The sequence below is a fragment of the Nocardioides sp. YR527 genome, assembly GCF_900101045.1.
Taxonomy (GTDB): Bacteria; Actinomycetota; Actinomycetes; order Propionibacteriales; family Nocardioidaceae; genus Nocardioides.
Genome location: NZ_FNFN01000001.1, coordinates 653,163 through 673,326 on the forward strand (window position 1 = coordinate 653,163; position 20,164 = coordinate 673,326).

Sequence of the window (20,164 nt, forward strand, 5' to 3'; positions counted from 1 at the left end):
GTACGGACGTGGCGGCCTGAATCCCATGGTCGTTCGCTGGCGCTCACTCATGAGGTGACCCCCTTCTCTTGCAGGGCGAGACGCAGGGCTCGCAGACCGTAGTGCAGCCGGGACTTGACCGTGCCGGGCGGGATGTCGAGCTCGCGGGCGAGCTCGGTGACCGACCGGCCGCCGTAGTAGGCGCCCACCACCACCGCCCGGTGCTCGGGGGAGAGGGCGAGCAGCGCATCGGCGACGACCCAGGAGTCGAGCACCGCCTGGGTCTGGTCGGCCCGGCTCTGCTCGGGCGGCGACTCGGCTGCGTACTCCCGCTTCCGGCGCGCGCTGCGCAGGTCGTCGATGACGAGGTTGCGGGCGGTGGTGAACAGCCAGGCGCGTACGCCCTCGTCGGGCCGCTGCAGCACCTCGGGATGGCGCCAGGCGCGCAACAGCGTCTCCTGCACCACGTCGCGCGCCTCCTCGGCGTCACCGGTGCGGCGTACGACGTAGCGGTAGAGCGCCTCCGAGTGGGCGTCGTGCACCGCTACGAGCAGCTCGTCCTCCGCACCCATGTCACCTCCCGCACGCTTCCAGGATCCCAGAGTCCCGGATCAGCCCTTGGCCAGGTCGAGCGAGAACTCGATGCTGCCGGTGTCCTCGACGCTCACGAAGCCCAGGTTCGGCGCCTCGACACCGAAGTCGGCGAACGTGATCGGCACGCTCCCGACGACCTGCAGGGCGCTGGCGCCGTCACCGCCGACCTCGGCGTCCACGGTCACCGACTTCGTCTCGCCGCGCACGGTGAGGTCACCGACGAGCTGGACCTCGGTCGCGCCCTCCTCGAGTGCTGCGGGCTCGGTCAGCTCGAAGGTGGCCGTCGGGAACTGCTCGGCCTGGATCGCGTTCTCGCGGAAGTAGCCGTCGCGGTTGCCGGAGTCGGTGGCGATCGTCGCGACCTCGACCTCGATGCTCGCCTCGGTGACCTCGGCGTCGGCGATGGTGACCTCGCCGGTCACGTCCTCGGTGCGGCCGGTGACTGTGACGTCCTCGCCCCGCAGCACCTCGTCGACGCGGTAGCCGGCGAAGGAGCCGTCCGAGACGGTCCAGGTGCCGCTGCTGTCCGCGCCGTCGGCAGGCGCGGCCGACGCGCTGAGGCTGGGCTCGTCCGCAGCCGCGTCCTCGGCCCGGTCCGCGTACCACCCGGGCCCGAAGATCACCGCGACGCCGCCGACCACGACCACTGCCGCACCGATCCCGACTGCTGCTTTCGTACGTGTCCGCACGCCGTTTCCTCTCGCCTGGAGGCCGGCCCGATGCCGGCCTTCACCCCCTACTACGGAGCGCTGCGCCGAACGGTTCAAACGACTTCCAGTGACGGGTGACACAATCGACAGCGCCCTCTCTCGACCCCAAGGAGACCCCATGCCCCAGACCCCGCTCGAGCTCTTCGGCACCGAGGCACTCATCGGCGAGGAGGACCGCGCGATCCGCGACACGGTGAGATCCTTCGCGGAGAAGGAGATCAAGCCGCACCTCGCCGACTGGTTCGAGGCGGGCTCGGTCCCGGTCAAGGAGCTGGCCCCTGAGCTCGGCAAGCTGGGCGTCCTCGGGATGCACCTGGAGGGCTACGGCTGCGCGGGCACCAGCGCCACGGCGTACGGCCTGGCCTGCCTGGAGCTCGAGGCGGCCGACTCCGGGATCCGCTCGTTGGTCTCCGTGCAGGGTTCGCTGGCGATGTTCGCGATCTGGAAGTGGGGCAGCGAAGAGCAGAAGCAGGAGTGGCTGCCGCGGATGGCGGCCGGCGAGGCGATCGGCTGCTTCGGCCTCACCGAGCCCGACTTCGGCTCCAACCCGGCCGGGATGCGGACGCGGGCGCGCCGGGACGCCTCGGGCGACTGGATCCTGTCCGGCACCAAGATGTGGATCACCAACGCCCCCGTCGCCGACGTCGCGGTGGTCTGGGCGCAGACCGACGAGGGGCCCGACGGCAAGGGCATCCGCGGCTTCGTGGTCCCCACCGACACCCCAGGCTTCTCCGCCCCGGTGATCAAGCAGAAGCTGTCCCTGCGGGCCTCGGTGACCGGCGAGATCGTCCTCGACGACGTACGTCTCCCGGACTCTGCCGCGTTCCCCGAGGTCAGGGGCTTGAAGGGTCCGCTGTCGTGCCTGAACGAGGCGCGCTTCGGCATCGTCTTCGGCGCCGTGGGCGCGGCCCGCGACTGCCTCGAGTCCGCGATCGCGTACGCCGCCTCCCGCGAGATCTACGACAAGCCCCTGGCCGGCTACCAGATCACCCAGACCAAGCTCGCCGACATGAGCCTGGAGCTCGGCAAGGCGATGCTCCTCGCGCTCCACCTGGGCCGCCTGAAGGACGAGGGCACCCTCCGCTCGGAGCAGATCTCGCTGGGCAAGCTCAACAACGTCCGCGAGGCCATCGCCATCGCCCGCGAGTGCCGCACCATCCTGGCTGCCGCCGGTGTCACCCTCGAGTACCCGATCCTGCGCCACGCCAACAACCTGGAGTCGGTGCTCACCTACGAGGGCACCAGCGAGGTCCACCAGCTCATCATCGGTCAGGCGCTCACCGGGGAGTCCGCCTTCCGCTGAGGTTCGATCACCTGCTCCGGGGGAGCCGCGGCGGCTGCGTTCGGCGGATCCTTCGTACATGGCAGGAGCTCTGGCCGTCACGGCTGCCGACGTCACACGCATCACCGAACGCCTCTTCCTGACGTTGGGCGACCGGCGGCGCAACCTCACCGCCTTCTGGGTGCTGCTCGTGCTCGCCGGCGTCATCGCCACGGCGGGCGTGGTCGCCGACTCCACCGCGACCGTCATCGGCGCCATGATCGTGGCTCCGCTGATGACGCCGATCCTCGGCACGGCGTTGGCGCTCGTCCTCGCCGACCGGCGCCAGCTGGCGACGAACATCGCGCTGGTGGTCGGCGCCGCGATCGCGGTCGTCCTCATCGGGTTCGTGATCGGACTGACCGTGCAGATCGATGTCGTCGCCGCCACCAACAGCCAGGTCGCGGGCCGGGTGAGCCCGCGGCTGATCGATCTTCTCGCCGCCGTGGCCACCGGTATGGTCGGAGCGTTCGCGCTCGTGCGGCCCGACGTCTCCGACACCCTCCCCGGCGTGGCGATCGCCATCTCGCTGGTCCCGCCGCTCGCCGTCGTGGGCCTCACCCTCGAGTCCGGCGCGGCCGGCGAAGCAGCCGGCGCCCTGCTCCTCTTCGGCACCAACGTGGCCGCGATCATCGCCACCGGTACCGTCGTGATGCTCGCGGCACGTATCCGTCACGTGGCCCCGGAAGCCGGCATCCGCGTCGGGCGGCTCCGCGGACGTTCCCTGGTCGCCGTCGCCGCCTCGCTCGTCCTGGTCACCGTGCCGCTGGCCGCAGGCAGCGTCCACGTGCTGCAGGAGCAGCGTCTGGTCAGTCAGGCCAAACCCGTCGCCACTTCCTGGGCGGAGGCCAAGGGCTGGCAGGTGTCCGACGTGTTCCTCCGAGGGAGCTCGCTCCACGTCGTGGTGATCGGCACTCCACCGGAGCCAGACGGCGGTGAGCTGCGGGAGGCCTTCGACGCCGAGGGCCTCTCCGACGTCGAGGTCGAGCTGACCCTCCTCGTCGGCGGGTCCGAGACTCTGGATGGTGCCTGACCGACACCGGCTGATCGCCGCTATGCCGCTTGCCCCTGCACCGCGGGCGCGGCGAGCGCCGTCCGGTCGGCGTTGCGGGTCTCGCGCAGGATCGAGCTGCTGGTCGACCGCCTCGCCGTGCTATGACGCGTCGCGTCAGTCGCGCGGGACCAGGAAGGACGCCCGCCAGAGCTTGCGGTCCTTCTCCGAGACCAGCCCGTGCTCGGTGAGGTACGGCATCATCTTCTCGCCCATCCAGGCCAGGGTCGCGCGGTAGTGCTCGTTGCCGAGCGCCTCTCGTCGGGCGGCCATCGGGTCGAGGCCGACGGCCGCGTAGCAGTCCGGGTGGACCAGCGAGCGCGCCATCACATAGGCCGAGCGGGCGGTGAGGTTCTGGTGCAGCCGGAGCTGCGTACGCCCCATCTTCTTCGACATCGCCGCGGCGAGCTCCTCGCGGGCGAAGGTGACGTGGCGGGCCTCCTCGGTGACATGGATGCGGGAGGCCATCCGGGTCAGCGGCTGGCAGCGCTCGTCCTTCATCAGCTCGCGCTGCCACCGGTCCAGCGGCTCCTCGCCGACGAGGGTCGCGGAGAAGACGCTGGGTCCGTGCAGCAGCGGAGCGAGCTTCCCGATGCGCAGGACGGCGGGCCTGGGTCCGTACGCAGGTGCTCCCATCGCCGCGATCGCCCGGCCGAACATCACCGAGTGCCGGGTCTCGTCGCCGATCTCGGTCAGCGCGTACTGCGTCCGCGCCGTGCGTGGGTCCGCCCCGTAGACCTCCCGGAGCAGCAGCTGCATCAGCAGCACCTCGAACCACAGGCCGACGCTCATGATGCTGGCCACCTCGTGCCGGGAGAGCTCGATCTGCTGCTCCTGGCTGAGCCGGTCCCAGGTCGGGGTGCCGTAGAGGGAGACGCGCTCGGGCTGCATCCACCACAGTCCCTCGACCGGCGCGGCGTCCCAGTCGAGGTCGACCTCCGGGTCGTAGGACTGACGTGCGGTCGAGCGCAGGAGCCGGTCGGAGGTCGGGTCGGCGGCGGTCATGATTCTCCCAACTAGGTGTTACCAAGAGTTACAGGTAGTTGCTAGAGTGCAGGACATGACACGGAAGGTCAAGGACGACGGTCGCTCCTCGCGCTGGGACGCCCACCGCGAGACCAGGCGGGCGGAGCTGGTGGCGGCTGCCGTACGCGCCGTCGACTCGGTCGGAGCGGAGGTGTCGATCACCGACATCGCCGTGGAGGCCGGTGTCAGCAAGCCGGTGCTCTACCGCTACTTCGCGGACAAGGCCGAGCTGCACGCCGCGGTGGGGATGTGGGCGGCTCGGCAGATCCTCGATGCGGTCGTCGATGCCGTGCTCGCGCCCGCCCCGACGCGTGAGCGGGTCGGGGCCGGGGTCGCGGCGTACGTGGAGACCATCGCCGAGCACCCGAACGTCTACCTGCTCCTGGTGCGCCAGCACACCGGCGGCACCGACCCGCTCGCCGACGGCAAGCAGCTCATCGCGGCCACCTTCGCGCGACTGCTCGGCGACACCTTCGGCCGCCTCGGTGTCGACGCCGCCGGCGCCGAGCCGTGGGCGCACGGCCTCGTCGGGATCGGTGAGTCCGCCGGCCAGTGGTGGCTCGAGCGGCGCACCATGTCCCGCGCGGCGTTCACCCGCTATCTCAGCGAGTTCGTCTGGCACGCGCTGGAGGGCACCACCGCCGAGTACGGCGTCGACCTGAGCGCCCTCGACCGCCCCGAGATCGTCACCCCGCTGCGAAAGAGCCCCCGATGAGCGAGCGTCAGCGAGCGACCAAAGGATCTTTCATCGGGCCGCGTCCGTATTCTGGCGCTTGCGCTACGGAGGTGGCCCGATGAGCGAGCACGAGCCCCAGCACCTCTACGACGGCCCCGCCCGTCTCGAGTCCGAGCACGGCACCTGGGAGGTCGACGTCGCGCTGCGCGGTGTCTTCCAGCCGATCGACGGCCGCTTCCACTGGTACGGCCGCGTCGGCACAGCCCTCGAAGGCGTACGCAACGGCCAGAGCGTGACCGTCCGCACCGACCACGGCGCGGCCGAGGGGCGGCTCTCCGACATCGACCCCTGGGGGCGCTTCCGCGTCGCCGGGACGGGAAAGCCGCCGTTCTGACGCCGAGGAACCTCAGCGTACGAGCATGAGCGTCGCGGCCCCGATCCCGACGACGACGATCAGTGAGCGCAGCACCGTGGCCGGCAGTCGGCGGCCGATGTGCGAGCCGACGTACCCGCCGACGACCGAGCCTGCGGCGAGCAGGCCGACGGCGCGCCAGTCGAGGTCGGCGATGGCCAGGAAGATCACCGTCGCGACCACGTTCGAGGCCATCACCGCGAACGTCTTGAGCGCGTTGACCGTACGGAACTCCAGATCGGTCCCGAGTCCGAGCACGGCCATCATCATCACCCCGGAGCCGGCACCGAAGTAGCCGCCGTAGGCGCCGGTGATCGTGGCGAACACCCCGGTGGCCGGGGAGACCCGCATCCGCGGCCCGTCGCTGCCGGAGTGCTGGCGGACGAAGCGGCTCAGTCGCGGCTGTACCCCCACGAGTACGCAGGTCCCCAGGATCAGCCACGGCACGACCGCCTCGAAGACCGATCCCGGCAGCCACAGCAGCAGCAACGACCCGACGATGCTGCCGGCACCCGCGGTGATCAGCACCGCCGCGGTTACCCGAGGATGCTCGGCCAGCTCACGCCGGTAGCCGAAGGAGCCGCTGAGTCCGGCCGGCGTCATCCCGACGGTGTTGGACGTGTTGGCCACGACCGGCGGGAGACCGACCGCGACCAGGACAGGGAAGCTGAGCAGCGAGGCGACGCCGACGGTGGAGGTGAGGATGCCCGCACCCAGGCCTGCGGCGAGCACGACGAACTGGTCGAACGCCGTCATTCGTCGCGAAGAAGAGCGACGTCGCTGACCAGCATGACGTGGCCGTGCATGGCGGCGGCGGCACGTTCGGCATCACCGTCGGCGATCGCGTCGGCGATCTTCTGATGGCCGGCGAGCGAGGTCCGGGGGCGGTCGGGCTGGGAGAGCGACTCGATGCGGGTCTCGCGGATCAGCTCGCTGATCTCGGACATCATCTGTTCGAGCAGGGGAGAGTGGGCGGCCTGGGTCACCGCCCGGTGGAACAGCTCGTCGCCGTGGACGCCGCGCCCGCCGCCTGCGATGTCCTCGTCCATCGCCTTCAGGGCCGCGTCGATGTGGTCCAGGTCGTTCTGCGTACGCCGCTGCGCCGCCAGCGCGGCGAGCTTGGTCTCCAGTGCGTCACGGGCCTCGATGACGTCCGGGATCCGCTCCGCGTGCGCCCGGATCGCATCGGTGATGCGCTCGACCCGCGGCTTGTCGGTCAGCACCGTGCCGTCGCCGTGGCGAACCGCGACGACGCCGATCACCTCGAGCGCGACCAGAGCCTGGCTGAGGGTCGCTCGGCTCACGCCGAGGCTGGTCGCGAGCTGTCTCTCCGGCGGGAGGCGGTCTCCGGACTTCAGGTCGTTCTCCGCGATCCAGGCCGTGATCTGCTCCGCGACCTGCTCGTACAGGCGGGTTCGCTGCAGTGGACGTGGAAAGCGCGCGGACTCACTCATGGCTACAGGGTATTGACGTTCGTCCCATTGTCCTATTGGCTAGGCCACTGAGCCGTTGGTGATGTGAGTCACACCGGTGCCAGGCGGGGGCCAGACAGAAGGGAAGTCCGATGGGACCGGAATGGGTGGCGATCATCGCGCTGGTCGCCTTGTTCGTGGCAGGCACGTTGCTGCCGATCAACATGGGAGCGCTTGCGTACGTCGCCGCGTGGCTTGTCGGGATGTTCGCGCTGAACCTCGACGAGAAGGAGATCCTGGCCGGAGTCAGTGCCGACCTGATCCTCACGCTGATTGGGGTGACCTATCTGTTCGCGATCGCGAGGAACAACGGCACGGTCGATCTGATCGTCAGCAGTGCCGTACGCGCGGTGGGCGGCAGGGTCGCCCTGATCCCGTGGGTGATGTTCGGCGTGACCGCGCTGCTGACCGCCATGGGAGCCGCCAGCCCGGCGGCCTGCGCGATCATCGGACCGGTGGCGCTCGGGTTCGCGGGCCGCTACAAGATCAACCCGCTGATGATGGGCATGTTCGTCGTGCACGGTGCCCAGGGCGGTGGCTTCTCGCCGATCAGCATCTACGGCACGATCACCAACTCGGTCATGGTCGACAACGGCCTCCCCGCCAGCGAGATGACGATCTTCCTGGCCAGCCTGGTGGTCAACCTGATCATGGCGACCATCCTGTTCTTCGCCCTCGGTGGACGATCGTTGATGAGCATGCGGCTCGACCCCGACGAGGCCGCCAGGGCCGCCGCCGGCGTACCGAGCGACCTGAACGAGGGCGGCGTGACCGTCCCGGCCCGCGGCTACGGCACCGTCGCCCCGACCGGGACCAAGCCCGGCATCCGCACCGAGCAGGTCCTGACCCTGGCCGCCTTCGTGATCGTCGCCGCCGTCGCCCTGTTCTTCGACAAGAACATCGGCTTCGCCTCGATCACCGCGGCGACCATCCTTGCGGCCCTCTCGCCGAGCCAGCACAAGGACGCCATCCGCCAGATCGCCTGGCCGACCGTGCTGCTGGTCGCCGGCGTCTCGACGTACGCCACGATCCTGAACACGGCCGGATCGCCGGAGTTCGTGGGCAGCTGGGCGGCCGGCCTGGGCGTCGCCGCGATCGGCGCCCTCGTGCTCTGCTACGTCGGCGCGGTCGTCTCCGCGTTCGCCTCCTCGACGGCGCTGCTTCCGATCATCATCCCGATCTCGGTCCCGCTGATCGCCGAGGGCGGGATCTCCGCCGCCATGTTCGTGGCCGCGCTGGCGATCTCCTCGACCATCGTCGACGTGAGCCCGTTCTCCACCAACGGCGCGCTGATGCTGGCCAACCGGCCCGACACCATCACCGAGGAGCGCTACTACAAGCAGATCCTCGGCTACAGCGTCATCGTGGTGCTCGTCGGTCCCCTCCTGGTCTGGGCCACCATGGTCCTCCCGGGCTGGTGACGCGCATGCGTGGACCACTCGACGACGTCGTCGTGCTCGACCTCTCCCGCGCCCTGGCCGGGCCGCACGCCGCGATGATGATGGGCGATCTCGGCGCCCGCGTGATCAAGGTGGAGGCACCCGGGCACGGCGACGACACCCGGGGCTGGGGCCCGCCGTTCGTGGGGGAGGCGGGGCAGCAGGAGGCGACGTACTTCCTCTCCGCCAACCGCAACAAGGAGTCGATCACCCTCGACCTCAAGGACACCGACGACAAGGACGTGCTGCTGCGCCTGGTCGACCGGGCCGACGTGCTCATCGAGAACTTCCGCACCGGCGTCCTGGACCGGCTCGGGCTCGGCATCGACGACCTCCAGGCGCGCAACCCGCGTCTCGTCGTGCTCTCGATCACCGGGTTCGGCCATGACGGCCCCGAGGGCGGCCGGTCCGGCTACGACCAGATCGCCCAGGGCGAGGCCGGGCTGATGTCGCTCACCGGATCGGGGCCCGGGGATCCCCAGCGGGTCGGGACGCCGATCGCCGACCTGCTGGCCGGGATGTACGGCGCCTACGGTCTGCTCGCCGCTCTACATGAGCGCGACCGCACCGGCCGCGGCACCGTCGTACGCACCTCGCTGCTCTCCGCCGTCGTCGGCGTGCACGGCTTCCAGGGCACCCGCTGGACCGTGGCCGGCGAGGTCGGCCGAGCGCAGGGCAACCATCACCCGAGCATCTCGCCGTACGGCCTGTTCCGCTGCGCCGACGGGACCGTGCAGATCGCGGTCGGGAGCGAGGGGCTGTGGCGGAGGTTCTGCACCGCCTTCGACATCTCGCCGGACCTCGAGGGGATGGCGACCAACCCCGAACGGGCGGCCAACAGGGAGTTGGTCGTCGAGCTCGTCGAGGCGCTGTTCGCGCCCTGGACGGCCGAGGAGCTGCTCGCCAAGCTCGCCGAGGCCGGTGTTCCGGCCGGCAAGGTGCGCTCCCTGGACGAGGTCTACGCCTGGGAGCAGACCGCCAGCCAGGGTCTGCTGATCGACGTCGACCACTCCACCCTCGGCCACCTGACCCTCCCCGGACCGCCGCTGCGGTTCTTCTCCGCGGGCGCGGAGGTCACCCCGACCGGGCACGCGGCTCCACCCACGCTCGACCAGCACGGCCCGTCGCTGCGTACGTGGGCGGGGGAGGACCTCGACGAGACCGAGTAGAACCTCCGTGGCGGTCCGGCCCTGGTCAGCATTCGCGCTGGTCAGGGCCGGACCTCTGCGTCCTGGGTGCAGGTCAGGATTCGGCGAGCCAGGCGTCGTAGCTGATCTTGCCGATCCGGGCGTCCGGTCCGGTGGTGAGGGAGTCCTCGGCGACGCGCGCGCCGTAGTACAGGGCGTTGGCATCGGCGACGATCGCACGGGAGTCGCTCTCGTGGTCCAGTGCTCGGCGCCCGAGCTCGGCGAGCGGGATCGAGTCCGGTCCGCCGATCTCGACGATCCCGTTGGCCGCGGGCTCCAGGGTCGCGTCGGTCACGAACGCGGCGACGTCGTCGGCCGCGATCGGCTGGAACAGCGAGTCGGTCAGCCGGATGACGTCGCCGTCCACACCCTGCTCGACGATCGCGCGCACGAACTCGTGGAACTGGGTCGAGCGCACGATCGTGTAGGGCTGGCCGGAGTCGGTGATCACCTTCTCCTGGGCGACCTTGGCCCGCAGGTAGGCGCTGTCCTGCTCCCGATCTGCACCGACGATGGACAGGGCCACGTGGTGGCCCACCCCCGCCTCCGTCTCGGCCGCGAGCTGGTTCGTCGTCGAGCTGACGAAGAAGTCCAGGACAGCCTGCGGCTCCCATGAGGGCGAGTTGGTCACGTCGAGCACCACGTCGGCACCCTCGAACGCCTCAGCGAGCCCTTCGCCGGTGATGGTGTTGACGCCGGTGTTCGGCGAGGCCGCCACAGCGTCGTGTCCCCGCTCGGTGAGGTCTGCCACCACCTTGGACCCGATCATGCCCGTGCCGCCGATCACGATGATCCTCATGTTGATCCCGTTCTGTAGTCGAGGTTTGATGTCCGTCGACACACTGACCGGGTCGGTCGCCGGAATGTGACAGCGAGACCTCAACGCGAGCAGACAACGCCGTTGACTGTGATACTGCTGGCACCTGCCTTCGCCTTCGGAAGGGAAGGAGCACGATCATGACCGGCATCGCGCCCGACGGAACGGCGCTGCGGCTGGGCACCCCGCGCGGCCGCTGGGTGTTGGCGACCACAGTGCTGGGCTCCGGCCTGGCGATGCTCGACGCGACGGTCGTCAACGTCGCGCTCGGTCGGATCGGGGAGGACCTCGATACGGGCTTCGCCGGCCTGCAGTGGACGGTCAACGCCTACACGCTGAGCCTGGCTGCTCTCATCCTTCTCGGCGGCTCGCTCGGCGACCGCTTCGGCCGGCGTCGGGTGTTCCTCATCGGTGTGGTCTGGTTCGCCGTCGCATCGCTGTTGTGCGGACTCGCCCCCGACATCGAACTCCTCATCGCGGCGCGCGGGCTCCAGGGGATCGGCGGCGCGCTGCTGACCCCAGGGAGCCTGGCGATCATCGCGGCGTCGTTCCATGCCGACGACCGGGCGGCCGCGGTCGGCGCCTGGTCGGGTCTGAGCGGCGTCGCTGCCGCGGTCGGTCCGCTCATCGGCGGCTGGCTGGTCGAGCTCGACTGGCGACTCGTCTTCATCGTCAACGTCCCGGTCGCGGTCCTCATCGTCATCACCGCCCTGCGCTACGTACCCGAGAGCCGTGACCCGGACGCAACCGGCCGGATCGACGTGACCGGCACCCTGTTGGCCGCCGTCGGGCTCGGCGCGCTCACCTTCGGGCTGACCAGGGCGGGCGAGGTGGGGTTCGCCGGCTCCGTGGCGGCGACAACCGTCCTCGGGATCGCGTGCCTGGCCGCGTTCCTCGTGGTCGAGGCCCGCTCGAGTCATCCGCTGGTCCCGCTCGAGCTCTTCCGCAACCCTCAGTTCAGCGCGGCCAACGCCGTGACCCTGCTCGTCTACGCCGCGCTCGGCGTGATCTTCGTGCTGCTCGTCCTCCAGCTCCAGATCGTCAGCGGCTGGTCGCCGCTCGCCGCAGGCTCAGCGATGCTTCCGCTCACCGTGGTGATGCTCCTCTTCTCCTCCCGTGCCGGAGCGCTGGCCCAACGCATCGGCCCGCGTCTGCCGATGACCCTCGGCCCGCTCGTCGCGGCAGTCGGCGTGCTCTGGATGGGGCGGCTCGGCCCGCAGGCGTCGTACGTCACCGATGTGCTCCCGTCCGTCCTGCTCTTCGCCGCCGGGCTCACCCTGCTCGTCGCCCCTTTGACCGCCACCGTGCTCGACGCCGCCGACGACCGGCACGCCGGCATCGCCTCGGGGGTGAACAACGCGGTCGCCCGGACGGCCGGGCTGCTCGCCGTCGCCGTCATCCCGGCCGCCGTCGGGATCGCGGGCGACGATTACACGGACCCGACCGCGTTCGACGACGGCTACGGCATGGCGATGCTCATCAACGCCGGCCTCCTGGTCCTCGGCGCGGTGATCGCGGTGACGTTCGTACGCCGCCCGCTTGCGGCCGAACCCGAGCCCGAGGACCACCGGATGCACATCGAGACCTGCGTGCACTGCGGCGTCACCGGGACGCAGCTGCACCCGGCCGACCACGACCGCTGAGTCAGGTGTGACTCCGGCGACTTCGGAGCGGAAGGTGTCACGGATCGGCGCCCAGTTCGGTCTTCATGGTGACCGACCTCGCCGACATGAGAAGGAACAGTCGTGAACACACCAGAGACCCGAGTCGCCACCTCCGTGCTGGTCATCGGAACCGGGGGAGCCGGTCTGCGAGCGGCCATCGAGCTCGCCGAGCGCGGCGTCGATGTCCTCGCGATCGGCAAGCGCCCGAAGACGGACGCGCACACCACGCTGGCTGCCGGTGGTATCAACGCCGCCCTGGCGACGATGGACCCCGAGGACACCTGGCAGCAGCACGCCGCGGACACCATCCAGGAGAGCTACCTGCTGGCCGATCCGGAGACCGTACGCGTCGTCACCGAAGGCGCTGCGGAGGGCATCGCGGACCTGGCGAGATACGGGATGCCGTTCCACCGCGAGCCCGACGGCCGGATCTCGCAGCGCTACTTCGGAGCGCACACCTACCGGCGCACCGCGTACGCCGGCGACTACACCGGGCTGGAGATCCAGCGCACGCTCGTCGCCCGAGCCAAGCAGCTCGAAGTCCCGATCCTCGACTCGGTGTACATCACCCGGCTCCTGGTCCGCGACAACGCCGTCTTCGGGGCCTACGGGTTCGACGTGGGCGACGGGACCCGGTACGTCATCCATGCCGACGCGGTGATCCTGGCCGCGGGCGGGCACACCCGGATCTGGCGGCGCACCTCGTCACGCCGAGACGAGAACAACGGCGACTCGTTCCGCCTTGCCGTGGACGCAGGCTGCCGAATCCGTGACGCCGAACTGGTGCAGTTCCACCCCTCCGGGCTCATCGCGCCCGAGAACGCCGCGGGCACACTGGTCTCCGAGGCCGCCCGCGGTGAGGGAGGCGTCCTGCGCAACCAGCTCGGCGAGCGGTTCATGGCGCGCTATGACGCGGATCGGATGGAGCTGTCCACGCGCGACCGGGTCGCGCTGGCCGCCTACACCGAGATCAAGGAGGGCCGTGGCACCCCGGACGGGGGAGTCTGGCTGGACGTGTCGCACCTGCCGCACGACACGATCATGCAGAAGCTGCCGCGCGTCTACCAGACGCTCATGGAGCTGCAGATGCTCGACATCACCAAGGCCCCGATCGAGGTGGCGCCGACGGCTCACTACTCGATGGGTGGCGTGTGGGTGCGGCCTGAGGACCACGGCACCGACGTCGACGGCCTGTACGCCATCGGCGAGGCGTCCAGCGGTCTTCACGGAGCCAACCGGCTCGGCGGGAACTCCCTCATCGAGCTCCTCGTCTTCGGACGCATCACCGGCCGTGCGGCCGCCGAGTACTCCACGAACCTGGAGGCCCAGCACCGCTCTGCCGAGGCACTCGCAGCCGCCCGGGCGGAGGTCGACGTGCTCCTGGCGGCGGACGGCCCCGAGAACGTACGCGCCATGCAGCGCGCCGTCCGCGACATCATGACCGAGCACGCCGGGGTGGTGCGCGACGAGGGCGGCCTGGGCAAGGGGCTCGCGCGGCTCGACGAGCTCGAGACCCGGCTTGCCGATATCGGCGTCCACCCCGACATCGCCGGGTTCCAGGATCTCGCCCACGCCTTCGACCTGAAGGCCGCGCTGCTCTCGGCGCGGGCGACCATCGAGACCGCTCTCGAGCGCAGGGAGACCCGAGGCTGCCACAACCGTTCCGACTACCCGGACCTCGACCCGAGCCTGCGCGTCAACCTCGTCTGGTCGGGTCCCGGGTCCGTCGCGCGCGAGGCGATCCCGCCGATCCCTGCCGAGATCCAGGCGCTCATGCGCGAGGTCTCGGCTGAGGGAAAGCTCGTCGAGTAGCTCCGGATGGTGATCGACATCGGTCAGCACCGCAGGGTGAGTCATGATTGACACCCTGACGACGAAAGGATCCGTGATGGCGCCGGTCGATGAGCTGGACGATGCTCTCGAGGCCTTCAACCAGGCGCGGCCCAGGCTCTTCGGCGTCGCCTACCGCATCCTGGGCAGTGCGGCCGAGGCCGAGGACATCGTCCAAGAGGCATGGCTGCGTTGGCAGCAGCACGATCGAGCATCGGTACGCAGCCCCGCTGCCTTCCTCACCACGGTGACCACGAGGCTGGCGATCAACTCCGTCGGGTCGGCCAGAGCTCGCCACGAGACCTACGTCGGGCCGTGGCTGCCGGAGCCGGTCAGCACCGCTGAGGACCCCACCCTCGGCGCCGAACGAGCCGAGGCGCTGGAGCTCGCGACGCTCCTGCTGATGGAGAGCCTCGGCCCCGACCAGCGAGCGGCCTATGTCCTGCGGGAGGCGTTCGACTACTCCTACGAGAAGATCGCCGAGATCCTCTCGGTCTCCGTCGTCAACGCGCGCCAGCTCGTCAGTCGCGCGAAGAAGCACATCGGATCCGGTCGAAAGCAGCCGGTCGACATGGCGGAGTACCAGCGGCTGCTCGCCGCTTTCGTCTCGGCTGCCCGCAGCGGCGAGGTCAAACGCCTCGAGGCTCTGCTGAGCGAGGACGTCGTCAGCCGTTCAGACGGAGCCGGAATCGTGGCCAGCGCCGCTCGGCGTCCGGTCCGGGGCCGTGACCGGGTCGCGCGGTTCCTCGCCGGCTGGTCCGATCGGTGGTGGCCCGAGGTCACCTTGGAGTGGGCCCAGATCAACGGGCTTCCGGGGTTGCTCATGCGGCGCGACGGCGAGCCGGCCGCAGTCCTCTCGATCTCCGCCTCGCCCGACGGGATCGACGAGATCATGTGGCAGATGGTCCCGGACAAGCTGCATCGGGCGATGTAGATCGACAGGCCCTAGGGTGCGGGTATGGCACTGACCCACGACTACACGGTCTCGGTGGAGTGGACGGGCAACCGTGGCACCGGGACGAGCGGCTACCGCGACTACGCCCGCGACCACGTCGTACGCATCGAGGGCCTGCCCGACATCCTCGGCTCCGCCGATCCGACCTTCCGCGGCGACGCGAGCCGGCACAACCCCGAGCAGCTGCTGCTGACCTCGCTGGCGCAGTGCCACATGCTCTCCTACCTGCACCAGGCGGTGACGGTGGGCGTGGTCGTCCTCGACTACCACGATGCCGCGACCGCCACCATGGAGACGCAGGGGACCGGCGGCCGGTTCACCCGCGCCGTGCTGCACCCGGTCGTCACCGTCGCCGACGCGTCGATGATCGAGGCCGCGACGTCCGCCCACCACCAGGCCCACCTGGACTGCTTCATCGCGAGCAGCGTGAACTTCCCGGTCGACGTCGAGCCGACCGTGATCGTCGGTGGGCCGACTCTCTAGTCGCTGCGTGGGCGGGTCGGAGAAGTGGTCTGGGCGCGGACGAGCGAGGCCACCACCACGATGTTGAAGACGATCATCACGCACACCAACGCCCTCGCGAGCTGACCCTCGGCGTGGACATCGCCGTACCCGACCGTCGTCATGGTGCTCAAGGTGAAATAGAGAGCATCGGTCCGCGTCTCCAGGCCGCTGATCTCGTCCGGACGGATCTCGTTGAGCAGGAAGAAGGTCAGCGACGCCGCCATCACCAGCAGGATCAGCAACATCGCCAGCACGCGCGTGCTGCGCCCCGGCCCGCCCCTGCGGACGGAGCCGAGCTCCCTGATCATCACGGTCCCGACGAGTGAGAGTGCCCCCACCGTCACCAGCAAGCTCGCACCGACGGCCACCACCGAGTCCGTTGCCCACTTCAACGGGAAGGCGTAGTAAGCGACCAGCAGGCCGCCGAAGGTCAGGATCGGACGCGACCAGGCCTTGGACAGCGGATTCCGCTCATCTGATCGACTGCTCGTCACCGGGCTCTCCGCTGGCCAGAGGTAGGCGCCTCGTAGGCGGCTTTCCCATGGAAGTCTCGATTCGTCGTACGAACTGAATCCTCAGGATGCGGGCACGGACGGGGCCGCCGCGTCACCCGTCACGGGTGACACTGCAGCCAGTCGGCCTGGTTCCGCTGCACCTGGCCCCCTCTTCCGGGGGTAGGGCGGGGGTCGGCCTCGCGGCGATGATGACCGCCATGACTGGATCGACCTCGACCGACGCCCTCCTCGCCGCCCGGGACGCGCTGATCGCCCAGCGCCTCGACTACGCCGAGGCGCTCGACACCTTCCGCTGGCCCGACGTCGGGGAGAGCTTCAACTTCGCCCACGACTGGTTCGACCCGATGGCTCGGGGAAACGACGCCCCCGCGCTGGTCATCTCCGAGTCGGACGGGTCGCGGGCTGAGTACTCCTTCGACGAGCTGGCGCGTCGTTCGGACGCGGTGGCCCGCTACCTTCGGCGCCTCGGCGTCGGCCCGGGCGACAGCGTGGTCGTCATGCTCGGCAACCAGGTCGAGCTGTGGGAGACGATGCTCGCGGCGATGAAGGTCGGGGCGGTCCTGATGCCGACGACGACGGCGGTCGGCACGGCCGAGCTGGTGGACAGGCTCGAGCGTGGCCGGGCGAAGGCCGTGGTCTGCAATTCTGAGGACACCGCCAAGTTCGACGGCGTCCCCGGCGACTACGTGCGGATCAGCGTGGGGGAGCGAGAGGGCTGGAACGGGTACGCCGCAGCTGCCGCGGAGAGCGAGGAGCCGCTCGAGCACCCCGGCAACGCCACCACCGACGCGCTGCTCCTCTACTTCACCAGTGGCACCACGAGCCGGCCGAAGCTGGTCGAGCACACCCACTACACCTACCCGGTCGGGCACCTCTCGACGATGTACTGGCTCGGCCTGCGCCCCGGCGACGTGCACATGAACATCTCCAGCCCCGGCTGGGCCAAGCACGCCTGGTCGAACTTCTTCGCGCCCTGGCTCGCCGGAGCGACCGTCTTCGTCCTCAACTACGCGCGCTTCGAGGCGGCCACCCTGCTGCAGCGGATCCGGGAGGAGCAGGTGACCAGCATGTGCGCTCCGCCGACCGTGTGGCGGATGCTCATCCAGGCCGACCTCTCCGGCGGCTGTGGATCGTTGCGCGAGGCGATCAGTGCCGGCGAGCCGCTCAACCCCGAGGTGATCAGCCAGGTCGAGCGGGCGTGGGGCCTGACCATCCGGGACGGCTTCGGGCAGACCGAGATGACCGCGACGATCGCCAACAGCCCCGGTCAGCCCGTACGTCCCGGCTCGATGGGGCGCCCTCTCCCCGGCGTCCCGGTCGTGCTGGTCGACCCGATCGAGGGCACCGTGGTCGAGGGACCAGGGGAGGGCGAGCTGTGCCTCGATCTGGGCCCCGACCTCGCCCACCGGCCCGCGACCCTGATGACCGGCTACCGCGAGGACGAGAAGCGCACCGCCGACGCGATGCGCGACGGCTTCTTCCACACCGGCGACGTCGCCGCCCGCGACGAGGACGGCTACATCACCTACGTCGGTCGCACCGACGACGTCTTCAAGGCCTCCGACTACAAGGTCTCACCCTTCGAGCTGGAGTCGGTCCTGATCGAGCACCCCGCGGTGGCCGAGGCGGCGGTCGTGCCGGCACCCGACCCGGTGCGACTGGCCGTCCCCAAGGCGTACGTCTCCCTGACCGCCGGCCACGAGCCGACCGCCGAGACCGCCCGGGCCATCCTCGAGTTCGCCCGCGACCACCTGCCGCCCTACCTGCGCGTGCGTCGCCTGGAGTTCTTCGACCTGCCGAAGACGATCTCGGGGAAGATCCGGCGCGTCGAGCTCCGGGTGCGTGAGCAGGAGGTCGTCGACCAGCGGCCGACCGGGGAGCACCGCTACGAGGACTTCTTCTCCCGTCAGTCCTGATCCACCAGGCGCCGGACGCTCTCGACGACGATCTCCCGGCATCGGGAGCGGCTCGGCCGGCGCACCAGGGCCAGCTCGGGGGTGTGCAGGTGCCAGCTCATCGCCAGCGCACGAACCTCGGTGAGCAGCTCGAGCGGCGAGTAGGCGGTCGTCAGCTTTCCGGCACGCTGCGCCTCCTCGATCTTGGCCAGCTTCGCATCGTTGGAGGCGACGATCGCCGGGAGCTTCCCGTCGGGGCGCTCGAGCTGGTACCAGGTCGTCAGTCGAAGCGTCGTGGGGAAGCGTTCGTACAGGTCGAAGGACCGCCCGGCATAGGCGGGCAGGTCGGTGGCGTCGAACTCGACCTCGTCGACGAACGCGAGCACCCGGTGGGCGAACACGGCGTCGAAGAGCTCGTCCTTCGTGCCGAAGTACTTGTAGATCAGCGCCTTGTTCGCCAGCGCCGTCTCCGCGATCCGGTCGACGCGCGAGCCGGCGATGCCGTACGCCGCGAACTCGGCCTCGGCAGCGTCGAGGATGCGGACACGGGTCGCCTCGGAGTCTCTGGCCATACGCCCATCCTAAAGCAAGTAACTAGTTAGTTGTCTTTTTCGGCGGAGAGTGATTCACTGAAATAACCAACTCGTTAGTTACATAGGAATGGTGCACTCATGTCTTCGACACCCCCGAGCGCCGGTGCCCGTCACCGGGCGGTGGTCCTCATGGTGATCCTCGGCTGCCAGCTGATGATGACCCTCGACGCCTCGATCGTGACCACGGCGCTCACCCACATCAAGACCGAGCTCGGCTTCACCGACTCCTCGCTGTCGTGGATCCAGAACGCCTACGTCCTGGCCTTCGGGGGCCTCCTGCTGCTCGGCGCACGCGCCGGCGACCTGCTCGGCCGGCGCCGCGTGTTCATCGCCGGCACGGCGCTGTTCACCGCGGCCTCGCTCCTGGCCGGGCTGGCGCCGTCGGCCGGTCTGCTCATCGCGGCGCGCACGCTGCAGGGTCTGGCCTCGGCCTTCGCGATCCCGTCGACGCTGGCGCTCCTGATCACGAGCTTCCCCGAGCCCGAGGAGCGCACCCGGGCCATCGCGATCTACAGCGCGGTGATCGGCGCCGGAGCAAGCGTCGGGATCATCGTCGGCGGCGTCTTCACCGAGTACCTCTCCTGGCGTTGGGGTCTCCTGATCAACGTCCCGCTCGGGATCCTGATCCTGGCTCTCTCACCGCGCTACCTGCCCGAGACCGAGGCTCGGCCCGGCCAGGTCGACATCCTGGGCGCGCTCAGTGTCACGGTCGGCATGTCGGCACTGGTCTACGGACTCGTCGAGGCCGCCGAGATCGGCTGGGGCAGCGCTCGGACCCTGCTCCCGCTGGCCGGGTCAGTGGCCCTGCTCGTCGCGTTCGTGCTCATCGAGCTGCGGGCCACCCAGCCGATCGTGCCGATCCGGCTCTTCCTCAGCGTGCAGCGCTCCGGGGCGTACGTCGGGCGGATCCTGATCGTCGGCGCGATGTTCTCGACGTTCTACTTCCTCTCGCAGTACCTCCAGAACGTACGCGGTCTCAGCCCGCTCGCCACCGGACTCGCCTACATCCCGATGACCGGCATGTTCTTCGCCATGGTGTACGCCGTGCGCTGGGCCGGACCGCGGGTCAGCAAGCCCGCGCTGCTGCTGGTCTCCCTGGTCACTGCCGGGATCGGCATGGCCTGGCTCAGCCGGATCGATGCGACGACCAGCGTGGCGTGGATCCTGCCGCCGCTGCTCGTGCTGGGCATCGGCCAGGGCATCGCGATCATCCTGCTCACCGACCTCGGGATGGCCGAGGTCGACCCGGGTGACGCCGGCGCCGCGTCCGGGCTGGTCAACACCGCCCACCAGATCGGCGGTTCGATCGGGCTCGCGCTCCTCACCGTCGTCTACGGCAGCGCGGTGCACCACGACCCCGCCCCGGACACGATCACCCAGGCCCATGGCTACTCGACCGTCTTCGACGTCGCGACCGGCTTCTACGCCCTCGCAGTGATCGTCGCTCTGGTCATCCTGGTCGCCCACCGTCGCCGCGCGAGCAGGTCGATCACGCCGGTCACGGTGGCCGCCGCCGGCTGAGCC

At 69.9% G+C, this 20,164-nt stretch carries 20 protein-coding genes; 12 read left to right on the top strand and 8 right to left on the bottom strand.

The features are described from left to right. Nucleotides 1–47: 47 nt before the first annotated feature. Together BLT25_RS03105 and BLT25_RS03110 are read right to left on the bottom strand one after the other, a co-directional pair. Nucleotides 48–551, bottom strand: coding sequence for a sigma-70 family RNA polymerase sigma factor (locus BLT25_RS03105; protein WP_091041757.1), 504 nt, complete (start codon nucleotides 549–551; stop codon nucleotides 48–50). A 39-nt stretch (nucleotides 552–590) separates the two neighbouring features. Continuing rightward, complete coding sequence (locus BLT25_RS03110) at nucleotides 591–1,262, bottom strand: YceI family protein (RefSeq protein ID WP_091041759.1); 672 nt, start codon at nucleotides 1,260–1,262, stop codon at nucleotides 591–593. A gap of 139 nt (nucleotides 1,263–1,401) precedes the next feature. Here BLT25_RS03110 and BLT25_RS03115 point away from each other — a divergent pair, with 139 nt between their 5' ends. Beyond that, entirely contained in the window at nucleotides 1,402–2,586 is a 1,185-nt protein-coding gene (locus BLT25_RS03115) for an acyl-CoA dehydrogenase family protein (RefSeq protein ID WP_091041762.1), read from the top strand. Between the two features lie 58 nt (nucleotides 2,587–2,644). Beyond that, nucleotides 2,645–3,637, top strand: coding sequence for a DUF389 domain-containing protein (locus tag BLT25_RS03120; RefSeq protein WP_176883559.1), 993 nt, complete (start codon nucleotides 2,645–2,647; stop codon nucleotides 3,635–3,637). A 135-nt stretch (nucleotides 3,638–3,772) separates the two neighbouring features. Here BLT25_RS03120 and BLT25_RS03125 read toward each other — a convergent pair whose 3' ends face one another. Continuing rightward, nucleotides 3,773–4,660, bottom strand: a complete 888-nt coding sequence (locus tag BLT25_RS03125; RefSeq protein WP_091041764.1) for an AurF N-oxygenase family protein — start codon at nucleotides 4,658–4,660, stop codon at nucleotides 3,773–3,775. Between the two features lie 55 nt (nucleotides 4,661–4,715). Here BLT25_RS03125 and BLT25_RS03130 point away from each other — a divergent pair, with 55 nt between their 5' ends. Both BLT25_RS03130 and BLT25_RS03135 read left to right on the top strand, forming a co-directional pair. Beyond that, complete coding sequence (locus tag BLT25_RS03130; RefSeq protein WP_176883561.1) at nucleotides 4,716–5,396, top strand: TetR/AcrR family transcriptional regulator; 681 nt, start codon at nucleotides 4,716–4,718, stop codon at nucleotides 5,394–5,396. A gap of 79 nt (nucleotides 5,397–5,475) precedes the next feature. Next, on the top strand, nucleotides 5,476–5,751 hold the full coding sequence (locus BLT25_RS03135) for a DUF4873 domain-containing protein (protein ID WP_091041767.1): 276 nt from the start codon (nucleotides 5,476–5,478) through the stop codon (nucleotides 5,749–5,751). Between the two features lie 12 nt (nucleotides 5,752–5,763). On the opposite strand, the gene BLT25_RS03140 is transcribed toward BLT25_RS03135, so the two are convergent. Next, nucleotides 5,764–6,525 (bottom strand): sulfite exporter TauE/SafE family protein, encoded by a 762-nt coding sequence (locus BLT25_RS03140; RefSeq protein WP_091041770.1) that lies wholly within the window; start codon nucleotides 6,523–6,525, stop codon nucleotides 5,764–5,766. Further along, nucleotides 6,522–7,223 (bottom strand): FadR/GntR family transcriptional regulator, encoded by a 702-nt coding sequence (locus BLT25_RS03145; protein ID WP_091041773.1) that lies wholly within the window; start codon nucleotides 7,221–7,223, stop codon nucleotides 6,522–6,524. Before BLT25_RS03145 ends, BLT25_RS03140 begins: the two co-directional genes overlap by 4 nt. Before the next feature lie 110 nt (nucleotides 7,224–7,333). On the opposite strand from BLT25_RS03145, the gene BLT25_RS03150 reads away from it, so the two are divergent. Next, nucleotides 7,334–8,662 carry an SLC13 family permease gene (locus tag BLT25_RS03150; RefSeq protein ID WP_091041775.1) on the top strand — a complete coding sequence of 443 codons (1,329 nt, stop codon included), beginning with the start codon at nucleotides 7,334–7,336 and terminating at the stop codon, nucleotides 8,660–8,662. A 5-nt stretch (nucleotides 8,663–8,667) separates the two neighbouring features. Continuing rightward, nucleotides 8,668–9,849 carry a CaiB/BaiF CoA transferase family protein gene (locus BLT25_RS03155; protein WP_091041777.1) on the top strand — a complete coding sequence of 394 codons (1,182 nt, stop codon included), beginning with the start codon at nucleotides 8,668–8,670 and terminating at the stop codon, nucleotides 9,847–9,849. A 73-nt stretch (nucleotides 9,850–9,922) separates the two neighbouring features. Here the strand turns inward: BLT25_RS03155 and BLT25_RS03160 are convergent, their stop codons facing one another. Continuing rightward, nucleotides 9,923–10,666: an SDR family oxidoreductase gene (locus BLT25_RS03160; protein WP_091041779.1), complete on the bottom strand. Its 744-nt coding sequence runs from the start codon at nucleotides 10,664–10,666 to the stop codon at nucleotides 9,923–9,925. Nucleotides 10,667–10,824: 158 nt separating this feature from the next. Here BLT25_RS03160 and BLT25_RS03165 point away from each other — a divergent pair, with 158 nt between their 5' ends. The 4 genes from BLT25_RS03165 to BLT25_RS03180 all read left to right on the top strand — a co-directional run bounded on the left by BLT25_RS03165 (nucleotide 10,825) and on the right by BLT25_RS03180 (nucleotide 15,616). After that, nucleotides 10,825–12,327, top strand: coding sequence for an MFS transporter (locus tag BLT25_RS03165; RefSeq protein WP_091041781.1), 1,503 nt, complete (start codon nucleotides 10,825–10,827; stop codon nucleotides 12,325–12,327). A 102-nt stretch (nucleotides 12,328–12,429) separates the two neighbouring features. Further along, on the top strand, nucleotides 12,430–14,160 hold the full coding sequence (locus BLT25_RS03170) for an L-aspartate oxidase (protein WP_091041783.1): 1,731 nt from the start codon (nucleotides 12,430–12,432) through the stop codon (nucleotides 14,158–14,160). 76 nt (nucleotides 14,161–14,236) lie between these two features. Further along, nucleotides 14,237–15,112: an RNA polymerase sigma-70 factor gene (locus BLT25_RS03175; RefSeq protein WP_218131219.1), complete on the top strand. Its 876-nt coding sequence runs from the start codon at nucleotides 14,237–14,239 to the stop codon at nucleotides 15,110–15,112. 24 nt (nucleotides 15,113–15,136) lie between these two features. Next, nucleotides 15,137–15,616, top strand: coding sequence for an OsmC family protein (locus tag BLT25_RS03180; protein ID WP_091041787.1), 480 nt, complete (start codon nucleotides 15,137–15,139; stop codon nucleotides 15,614–15,616). On the opposite strand, the gene BLT25_RS03185 is transcribed toward BLT25_RS03180, so the two are convergent. Then, nucleotides 15,613–16,131, bottom strand: coding sequence for a potassium channel family protein (locus BLT25_RS03185; protein WP_091041790.1), 519 nt, complete (start codon nucleotides 16,129–16,131; stop codon nucleotides 15,613–15,615). The genes BLT25_RS03180 and BLT25_RS03185 overlap by 4 nt on opposite strands. A 218-nt stretch (nucleotides 16,132–16,349) precedes the next feature. On the opposite strand from BLT25_RS03185, the gene BLT25_RS03190 reads away from it, so the two are divergent. Beyond that, complete coding sequence (locus BLT25_RS03190; protein WP_091041792.1) at nucleotides 16,350–18,068, top strand: AMP-binding protein; 1,719 nt, start codon at nucleotides 16,350–16,352, stop codon at nucleotides 18,066–18,068. Here BLT25_RS03190 and BLT25_RS03195 read toward each other — a convergent pair. Then, a complete protein-coding gene (locus BLT25_RS03195; RefSeq protein WP_091041795.1) occupies nucleotides 18,059–18,619 on the bottom strand; it encodes a TetR/AcrR family transcriptional regulator in 561 nt (186 codons plus the stop codon). The two genes, BLT25_RS03190 and BLT25_RS03195, sit on opposite strands and share 10 nt — an antisense overlap. A 99-nt stretch (nucleotides 18,620–18,718) precedes the next feature. Between BLT25_RS03195 and BLT25_RS03200 the strand changes: the two genes are divergently transcribed. Then, entirely contained in the window at nucleotides 18,719–20,161 is a 1,443-nt protein-coding gene (locus BLT25_RS03200) for an MFS transporter (protein WP_091041797.1), read from the top strand. Nucleotides 20,162–20,164: the final 3 nt, after the last annotated feature.